This window comes from Streptomyces sp. (genome assembly GCF_019510245.1).
GTDB lineage: Bacteria > Actinomycetota > Actinomycetes > Streptomycetales > Streptomycetaceae > Streptomyces.
The window spans coordinates 37,931-45,808 of the sequence record NZ_JAEKKT010000212.1; the positions used below are offsets into that span (position 1 = coordinate 37,931).

Here is a 7,878-nt window from a genome sequence, read left to right on the forward strand (position 1 = left end):
GCCCGTTCCGCACGGACGTCCCCGGACCCCGTTCGCCGAACAGTTCGGGATGTTCTGTCGGTTTTACCCGCTTATCGTGAGCCCGTGGCCCAGGACACCGCGCAGCAGGCGCTCCCCATCCCGCCCTCGGCCCCCGCGCGCGCCCTGCTGCCGCTGATCCTGCCCGCACTCGTCGTCGGTGTCGGCAGCAGCCTGCTGTTCCTGCTGGTGAGCTCGCTGGCCGAACGGCTCCAGCACGTGCTGTGGAACAACCTTCCGGACGCCCTGGGTGTCGGACGCTACTCGGTGCTGTGGATGCTGGTGATGCTGACGGTCACCGGGATCGTGGTGGGGCTGGTGGTGTGGAAGGTACCCGGGCACGCGGGGCCCGATCCGGCCACCCTGGGTCTGGAGGCGGTCGCGCTCCCGCCCGCCGTGCTGCCGGGGCTGACGCTGGCGACCGTGCTGATGCTCGCGGGCGGGCCGAGCCTCGGCCCGGAGAGCCCTCTCATCGCCGTGAACGTCGGGCTCGCGCTCTGGCTGGGACGGCTCGCGATGCCCCGGCTGCCGGGCTCGCTGTGGCCCGCGCTGGCCGACGCGGCGACGCTCGGCGCGCTGTTCGGGACGCCGGTGGCGGCGGCCCTGGTGATCTCCGAGGCGCTGGCCGGGAAGCCGCTGAAGGGGGCACTGTGGGACAACCTCTTCGGTCCGCTGACGGCCGCGGGGGCGGGTGCGATGACGACCGCCCTGGTGGCCCGACCGACCCTCGACCTCGGTCTGCCCGGGCTCGGCCACCCGCGCTGGCCCGACCTGGTGGCGGTCCTGGTGATCGCGCCCGCGGCCGCCCTGCTCGGCCTGTGCGCCGTCTACGCCTTCCCGACCGTCCACGACGCCTTCAGGCGCCTCGGGCACCCCATGGTGGCCCTTCCGGTCGGCGGACTGGTCCTGGGCCTCCTGGGGGCACTGGGTGGCCACCTGACGCTCTTCAAGGGGCTGGACGAGGTCGCGGAGCTCGCGAAGGACCCTGCGGGCTGGTCGGCGGGCCAGTACGCCGTGATGACGGTCGTCAAGCTGGCGGCGCTGACGGTGGCCTCCGCCTGCGGGTTCCGCGGTGGCCGGATCTTTCCGTCGGTGTTCATCGGCGCGGCCTTCGGGCTGTGCGCCCACGCCCTGGTTCCCGCGGTCCAGCCCTCGGTGGGCGTGGCGGCCGGCGTCCTGGGCATGTTGTTGGCGATCACCCGGCAGGGCTGGGTGAGCCTGTTCACGGCCGCGGTCCTGGTGGCCTCGACGAGCATCCTCGCGCTGCTGTGCATCGCGTCGCTGCCCGCATGGCTGCTGGTGACCGGGCGGCCGAGAATGCAGTTGCGGGCGGACGGTACCGCCCTGCGCTGATCCCTGTGGATTCCCCCGCTTCGTCCGTGTCGCACACATCACCTATATCGTTCGCGTCGTTCAGGAGGCACACCTCATGCCGCTGCACAAAGGTCCCCAGAAGCACCAAGAGCGACCCATGTCCGTCAACCCGTTCTTCGGCGAGGCGAACCCGGTCGCCGGCATGGCCGAGGCCCCGCCCACGCACCGGCTGCCGGACGGCCCGCTGCCGCCCTCGACCGCCTACCAGCTGGTGCACGACGAGCTGATGCTGGACGGCAACGCCCGGCTGAACCTGGCCACTTTCGTGACCACGTGGATGGAGCCCCAGGCCGGGATCCTGATGGCGGAGTGCGACGACAAGAACATGATCGACAAGGACGAGTACCCGCGCACCGCCGAACTGGAGCGGCGCTGCGTGGCCATGCTCGCCGACCTGTGGAACGCGCCGGATCCGGCCAGCACCATCGGCTGTTCGACGACCGGCTCCAGCGAGGCCTGCATGCTGGCCGGGATGGCGCTCAAGCGGCGCTGGACGAAGCGCAACACCGACCGCTATCCGGGCGGCGCCCGCCCGAACCTGATCATGGGCATCAACGTCCAGGTCTGCTGGGAGAAGTTCTGCAACTTCTGGGAGGTGGAGCCCCGGTTCGTGCCCATGGAGGGCGACCGCTACCACCTGGACCCGCAGGCCGCCGCCGACCTCTGCGACGAGAACACCATCGGGGTCGTCGCCATCCTCGGCTCCACCTTCGACGGGTCCTACGAGCCGGTCGCCGACCTCTGCGCGGCCCTGGACGCCCTCCAGGAGCGCACCGGCATCGACGTCCCGGTCCACGTGGACGGCGCGTCCGGCGCGATGGTCGCGCCCTTCCTCGACGAGGACCTGGTGTGGGACTTCCGGCTCCCGCGGGTGGCCTCGATCAACACCTCGGGGCACAAGTACGGGCTGGTCTACCCGGGTGTCGGCTGGGCGCTGTGGCGGGACAAGGAGTCGCTACCCGAGGAACTCGTCTTCCGGGTCAACTACCTGGGCGGCGACATGCCCACCTTCGCCCTCAACTTCTCCCGCCCCGGCGCCCAGGTGGTCGCGCAGTACTACACGTTCCTGCGCCTGGGCCGGGACGGCTACCGCGCGGTCCAGCAGGCGTCCCGGGACGTGGCGACCGGGCTCGCCGAACGCATCGAGGCGCTCGGCGACTTCCGGCTCCTCACCCGGGGCGACGAGCTGCCCGTGTTCGCCTTCACCACCGCCGACCACGTGACCGCGTACGACGTCTTCGACGTGTCCCGGCGGCTGCGCGAGAACGGCTGGCTGGTGCCCGCGTACACCTTCCCGGCGAACCGGGAGGACCTGTCCGTGCTGCGGGTGGTGTGCCGCAACGGGTTCTCGAAGGACCTGGCGGACCTGTTCGTCGAGGACCTGTCCCGGCTGCTGCCCGGACTGCGCCGGCAGCCGCATCCGCTGACCCACGACAAGGACGCGGCCACCAGCTTCCACCACTGAGCGCTCCGCCGGAAGCGCCCCTTCGGGGCGCGCCCCCCCGAGCAGGAGCTAGGAGCCCTGTTCCAGCGCCACGAGTTCGAAGGCCGTCTTGCCGTCCAGCGACTCGCGGATGATGTCGGCGTGGCCCGCATGCCGGGCGGTCTCGCGGATGAGGTGGAGGCAGACCCAGCGCATGGAGACCCGGCCCTCCGGCGGGAACCAGGGCTGCGGCGGAAGGGGGAAGGTGTCGTCGAGGCTGGGGACGGAGCGGATGAACTTCTCGGTCTCGGCGGCGACCTGCTCCCAGTACGCCAGCTGCGAGGCCACCGTCTCCTCGCCGACCAGCTGGAAGGTCTCGTGCCAGTTCGACTGGTCGCGCTGGATCGCCGGCGGCTCCTGCTTGGCCCGCGCGATCCAGCTCTGCTCGACCTCGGCGCAGTGCTTGAGCAGGCCCGCCAGGGACAGCTCGCCGGCGCTCGGCCTGCTGGCGGCCTGCTCGTCGGTCAGGCCGAGCAGGGCGCGGCGGATGCCGCCGCGCTGCTCCTCGATGAAGGAGAGCAGTGCTCCGCGCTCGTCGCCCTGTGCTTCCGCGGGAACGTGAGTGACCATGTCCGGCCGCCTTTCCTCGGTCTGTGCTGCCCTGACCCGACCGAAGCTACGGGCCCTTTAGGACAGCTAGCGTCCTAAAGGGCCCGGGGGGCCGAACTTCGTCGGCTAGAAGGGGAAACCGCTCCGGCCGTGCTGCACCGAGATCCACTTGAGGGTGGTGAAGGACTCCACGGTCGTCTCGCCGTTCAGGCGGCCGATCCCGGAGTGCTTCTCGCCGCCGAAGGGGACGAGGGGCTCGTCGTGGACGGTGCCGTCGTTGACGTGGAACATCCCGGTGTCGATCTGCTTGGCGAAGGCCACGCCCCGCTCGACGTCGCCGGTGTGGACCGCGCCACTGAGACCGTACGGGGTGTCGTTGACCAGGCGCACGGCCTCCTCCTCGCCGTCGAACGGGATGAGGAAGGCGACGGGGCCGAAGACTTCCTGGCGGAGCAGGTCGGAGTCGGCCGGGACACCGGTGAGGACCGAGGGCTCGACCAGGTTGTCGGTGGTCGTGCCGTGCACCAGGGCCGTGGCACCCTCGGCGACGGCCTGCTGGACCGTGGCCGAAACCGACTCCGCCTGCTGGGAGTTGATCAGCGGCCCGATGACGGTCTGCGGGTCGTTCGGGTCGCCGGCCCTGAGGGTCCGCACCTTGGCGACGAACTTCTCGGTGAACTCGTCCGCGATCGAGCGGTCGACCAGGACGCGGTTGGCGGCCATGCAGACCTGGCCCTGGTGGACGTACCGGCTGAAGACCGCGGCGTCGACCGCGTAGTCGATGTCGGCGTCGTCGAGGACCACGATCGCGCTGTTGCCGCCCAGTTCGAGCACCGAGCGCTTGAAGAGCGAGGCGCAGACGGTGGCCACGTGCCGGCCGACCTTGTCGGAGCCGGTGAAGGAGATGACCTTCGGGATCGGGTGCTCGATGAAGGCGTCGCCGATCTCCGCGATGTCGGTGACGACGACGTTGAGCAGTCCGCCGGGCAGGCCCGCGTCCTCGAAGATCTTCGCGACCAGGGTGCCGCCGACGATCGGGGTGTTCTGGTGCGGCTTGAGGACCACCGCGTTGCCGAGGGCGAGCGCCGGGGCGACCGACTTGATCGAGAGCAGGAAGGGGAAGTTGAAGGGGCTGATCACACCCACCACACCGACCGGCACCCGGTAGACGCGGTTCTCCTTGCCGTCCACCGGGGAGGGCAGGATCCGGCCCTCGGGGCGCAGCGCCCACTGGATCGACTCGCGCAGGAACTCCTTGGCGAGGTGCAGCTCGAAGGCCGCCTTCAGACGGGTGCCGCCGAGCTCGGCGATGATCGCCTCGGTGATCTCCGCGTCCCGCTCCTCGATGAGGCGCAGGGCTTTCTCGAAGACGGCGCGGCGGGCGTAGGGATTGGTGGCGGCCCACTTCTTCTGGGCGCGCGCGGCGGCCTGGTAGGCCTGATCTATCTCCTCGACCGCGGCTATGGTGATCGACGCGAGCTTCTCACCGTCGTACGGGTTGAAGTCGATGATGTCCCAGGAACCGGTCCCCGGGCGCCACTCACCGTCGATGTACTGCTGGGCCAGGTCGGTGAAATAGGACGACATGTGATCCCTCGATCCCCTGCTGCGACGGCAGTCGATGCGGACACCGGGTCCACATCCACATCACGGTCTGATCACGCGTCATCGTACTTGCGTCACACGGGAGTTGGGGCACCAGTTCGATGATCTAGGGGTATCCCCCGGTGCGTCACCATGTCTACGACAGCTGGAGCAGCCCGCGCAGCAGGTCCCGGCTCTCGTCCGGTCCCGGGCTGTCCTGCTGGAGTTCCTTGAGCGCCTGCTCGTACTGGGCGACGTCCTCGCGCTTGTCGAGGTAGAGGGCGCTGGTGAGCTGCTCCAGGTACACCACGTCGGACAGGTCCGACTCGGGGAAGCTCAGGATGGTGAACGCACCGCCCTCCCCGGAGTGCCCGCCGAAGCTGAACGGCATGATCTGCAGCCGTACGTTGGGCCGCTCGGAGATCTCGACGAGGTGCTGGAGCTGGCCGCGCATCACCTCGCGGTCGCCGTAGGGTCGGCGCAGGGCGGCCTCGTCGAGGACGATGTGGAAGTCGGGTGCGTTCTCGGCCACGAGGTACTTCTGCCGCTCCAGGCGCAGTGTGACCCGCCGTTCGATGTCGGCCTCACCGGCCCCCTTCATACCGCGCCGCACCACCGCGCGCGCGTACTCCTCGGTCTGGAGCAGGCCGTGGATGAACTGCACCTCGTAGGCGCGGATCAGGTGTGCCGCGCCCTCCAGGCCGACATAGGTGGGGAACCAGCTCGGCAGGACGTCGGAGTAACTGTGCCACCAGCCGGCCACGTTGGCCTCGCGGGCGAGGGAGAGGAGCTGTTCGCGCTCGGCCTCGTCGGTGATGCCGTACAGCGTCAGCAGGTCTTCCACGTCCCTGGTCTTGAAGCTCACCCGGCCCAGCTCCATGCGACTGATCTTCGACTCGGAGGCGCGGATCGAGTACCCCGCGGCTTCCCGGGTGATCCCCCGGGCCTCGCGCAGCCGCCTGAGTTGCGAGCCGAGCAGCATTCGCCGCACCACCGATCCGGGCTCTCCCGCGCTCACGTTCGCCAGCCTCCCCAACCGTCTTCAGGGCCCGCAGTCTGCCACTAAAACACTTCGAGCAGTACTCGTCCGGTTACGGAAACGGCAAGCGGCCAAAGTTTAAGCACAGGAACTTGCAAGCAGATAGTGAGCCAAGGGCAGCAAGTTGGCGGAAAAAATGGCCAAGAAGCGGTACGGGAGGGTCCAATTCGGTCTCGTGCACGTGCATCTGCCCTTGCATCTGCTCTACGCATCCGAAACCATGGTCCCGCGCCACCGCTGCATCGCAACGACCGCGAATTCCCGGGAGTGCCTCGCATGGGGACGAATGGATCGACCATGCTCAAGCCATTACGGCAGGGCCTTCCGCCGCTTGATCCCGCGGCCGTGTCCAACGCCGCCTCCTGCGCCCTGCCCGCCCGCTACGAAGCGGTGCGCGAGGCCCGCCTGTTCACCCGGAGAACGCTCGGCCAGTGGGACGTCGGCGACCGCTTCGACGACATCTGTCTCGTCGTGTCGGAGCTCGTCACCAACGCCCTGCGGCACGCGGTGCCCGGTGAGACCGACTGCCTCGCGGCGCCCCAGGGGCGGGCGGTGCGGCTGCACCTGATGCGGTGGACCGGACGGCTGGTGTGCGCGGTGCGCGACCCCAGCCACGAGACCCCCGTCCCGCGCGACTCCGACGACTTCTCGGCGGAGTCGGGCCGCGGGCTGTTCCTGGTCGACTCGTTCAGCGACGGCTGGGGCTGGCATCCGCTGGCCGGCTCCCTCAGCGGCAAGGTCGTGTGGGCGCTATTCCGGCTGCAGGCCGTCGAGTGATGGACCCGGCGTCTTCGGACGCCGGGTTTCTACGCGCGTCACCGCGGCGTTGTGCACCGAACGCACCGGGTTGCCCCGGATACGGCCGCCGTCAGCTCGCGATCAGGTGGTCGAACTCGCCGTCCTTGACACCGAGGAGCATCGCCTCGATCTCGGCCCGCGTGTAGACGAGCGCCGGGCCGTCCGGGAAGCGCGAGTTGCGGACCGCCACGTCGCCGCCCGGCAGCCGGGCGAACTCCACGCAGGACCCCTGCGAGTTGCTGTGCCTGCTCTTCTGCCAGGCCACTCCGTCCAGCTGCGTGGCAGCCATGCCGTTGTACACGTCAAACCCCCCGTACACGCCGTCAACGTCGAGGTTCACAGGTCGCTCCCCGGTGGTGCACTAACTGGCTGATGTGACCATTGATGCCATTGATGCAGCGGTCAACTGACCCGGATCATAACCTTGTTCACGTGCAGATGCATGAGCAGATGCACGTGCACGGGGGGTGTTCCTGCGGTTACAGCTTTGACGTCCGCTTTACTCAACCCGTTCCAGCGTCTGCCCCAGACTCCGCAGGACATGCGACCGCCAGCCCCCGTTCATGATCACGCGCCGTGATCTGCGCGGGATCGCCCGGATCGAATCCTTCATGCACAAAGAAAAGACGCATACCTGGGCCCTGGTGTTCCAGCGCTCGTGTGACGGTCCGGTGAGCGACATTGGCCGGATCCGCATCGAATCACCGGAGGGACGGCATCCGCTGCCTGTCGTGGACGAGAACCTGCACGTCGACGACACCGGAGAGGTCGGCACGCCGTCATGCGACGGCCCGCGCGCGGCGGCGGCTCCGCGCTCCTCCGGGAGGCCGGCGCGCCGTGAAAACCCTCGATGACACCGGCGGCCGCCCGCGCGGTCGCTTCCGTACGCCCGCCCGTTCCGGGTGAATCCGCGGCACCGGGCCCACAGCGGATCCCTACCTGACGTACGCAAGTCCCCTGGGCGGGGCTGGTAGCTTGCCGCTGTCGTCCGGGCAGCCGGGCGGCCGACCCCCTAGAACTCGGGAGCGTTGCG

Annotated in this window: 8 protein-coding genes; 4 read left to right on the forward strand and 4 right to left on the reverse strand. The window is 69.3% G+C overall.

What is annotated here, in order from left to right:
* Positions 1–84: 84 nt before the first annotated feature.
* Both JF597_RS42845 and JF597_RS42850 read left to right on the forward strand, forming a co-directional pair.
* A complete protein-coding gene (locus tag JF597_RS42845) occupies positions 85–1,371 on the forward strand; it encodes an ion channel protein (RefSeq protein ID WP_294009480.1) in 1,287 nt (428 codons plus the stop codon).
* Between the two features lie 76 nt (positions 1,372–1,447).
* The gene (locus tag JF597_RS42850; RefSeq protein ID WP_294009482.1) at positions 1,448–2,857 is read left to right on the forward strand and encodes a glutamate decarboxylase; all 1,410 of its coding nucleotides are present in this window, start codon (positions 1,448–1,450) and stop codon (positions 2,855–2,857) included.
* A gap of 48 nt (positions 2,858–2,905) precedes the next feature.
* Here JF597_RS42850 and JF597_RS42855 read toward each other — a convergent pair whose 3' ends face one another.
* The 3 genes from JF597_RS42855 to JF597_RS42865 all read right to left on the reverse strand — a co-directional run bounded on the left by JF597_RS42855 (position 2,906) and on the right by JF597_RS42865 (position 5,990).
* Positions 2,906–3,445, reverse strand: coding sequence for a DinB family protein (locus tag JF597_RS42855; RefSeq protein ID WP_294009484.1), 540 nt, complete (start codon positions 3,443–3,445; stop codon positions 2,906–2,908).
* 105 nt (positions 3,446–3,550) lie between these two features.
* A complete protein-coding gene (locus JF597_RS42860) occupies positions 3,551–5,011 on the reverse strand; it encodes an aldehyde dehydrogenase family protein (protein WP_294009486.1) in 1,461 nt (486 codons plus the stop codon).
* Between the two features lie 154 nt (positions 5,012–5,165).
* Positions 5,166–5,990 (reverse strand): helix-turn-helix transcriptional regulator, encoded by an 825-nt coding sequence (locus JF597_RS42865; RefSeq protein ID WP_294009498.1) that lies wholly within the window; start codon positions 5,988–5,990, stop codon positions 5,166–5,168.
* Between the two features lie 333 nt (positions 5,991–6,323).
* Here JF597_RS42865 and JF597_RS42870 point away from each other — a divergent pair, with 333 nt between their 5' ends.
* The gene (locus JF597_RS42870; RefSeq protein WP_294009489.1) at positions 6,324–6,824 is read left to right on the forward strand and encodes an ATP-binding protein; all 501 of its coding nucleotides are present in this window, start codon (positions 6,324–6,326) and stop codon (positions 6,822–6,824) included.
* 91 nt (positions 6,825–6,915) lie between these two features.
* Here JF597_RS42870 and JF597_RS42875 read toward each other — a convergent pair whose 3' ends face one another.
* Complete coding sequence (locus JF597_RS42875) at positions 6,916–7,185, reverse strand: DUF397 domain-containing protein (protein ID WP_294009491.1); 270 nt, start codon at positions 7,183–7,185, stop codon at positions 6,916–6,918.
* A gap of 223 nt (positions 7,186–7,408) precedes the next feature.
* Between JF597_RS42875 and JF597_RS42880 the strand changes: the two genes are divergently transcribed.
* Complete coding sequence (locus tag JF597_RS42880) at positions 7,409–7,699, forward strand: hypothetical protein (RefSeq protein WP_294009493.1); 291 nt, start codon at positions 7,409–7,411, stop codon at positions 7,697–7,699.
* Positions 7,700–7,878: the final 179 nt, after the last annotated feature.

Excerpts from the sequence above, each read along its gene's own strand:
- JF597_RS42850 (WP_294009482.1), top strand. The coding sequence starts at position 1,448 with ATGCCGCTGCACAAAGGTCCCCAGAAGCACCAAGAGCGACCCATGTCC.
- JF597_RS42855 (WP_294009484.1), bottom strand. The coding sequence starts at position 3,445 with ATGGTCACTCACGTTCCCGCGGAAGCACAGGGCGACGAGCGCGGAGCA.
- JF597_RS42860 (WP_294009486.1), bottom strand. The coding sequence starts at position 5,011 with ATGTCGTCCTATTTCACCGACCTGGCCCAGCAGTACATCGACGGTGAG.
- JF597_RS42865 (WP_294009498.1), bottom strand. The coding sequence starts at position 5,990 with ATGCTGCTCGGCTCGCAACTCAGGCGGCTGCGCGAGGCCCGGGGGATC.
- JF597_RS42870 (WP_294009489.1), top strand. The coding sequence starts at position 6,324 with ATGGGGACGAATGGATCGACCATGCTCAAGCCATTACGGCAGGGCCTT.
- JF597_RS42880 (WP_294009493.1), top strand. The coding sequence starts at position 7,409 with ATGATCACGCGCCGTGATCTGCGCGGGATCGCCCGGATCGAATCCTTC.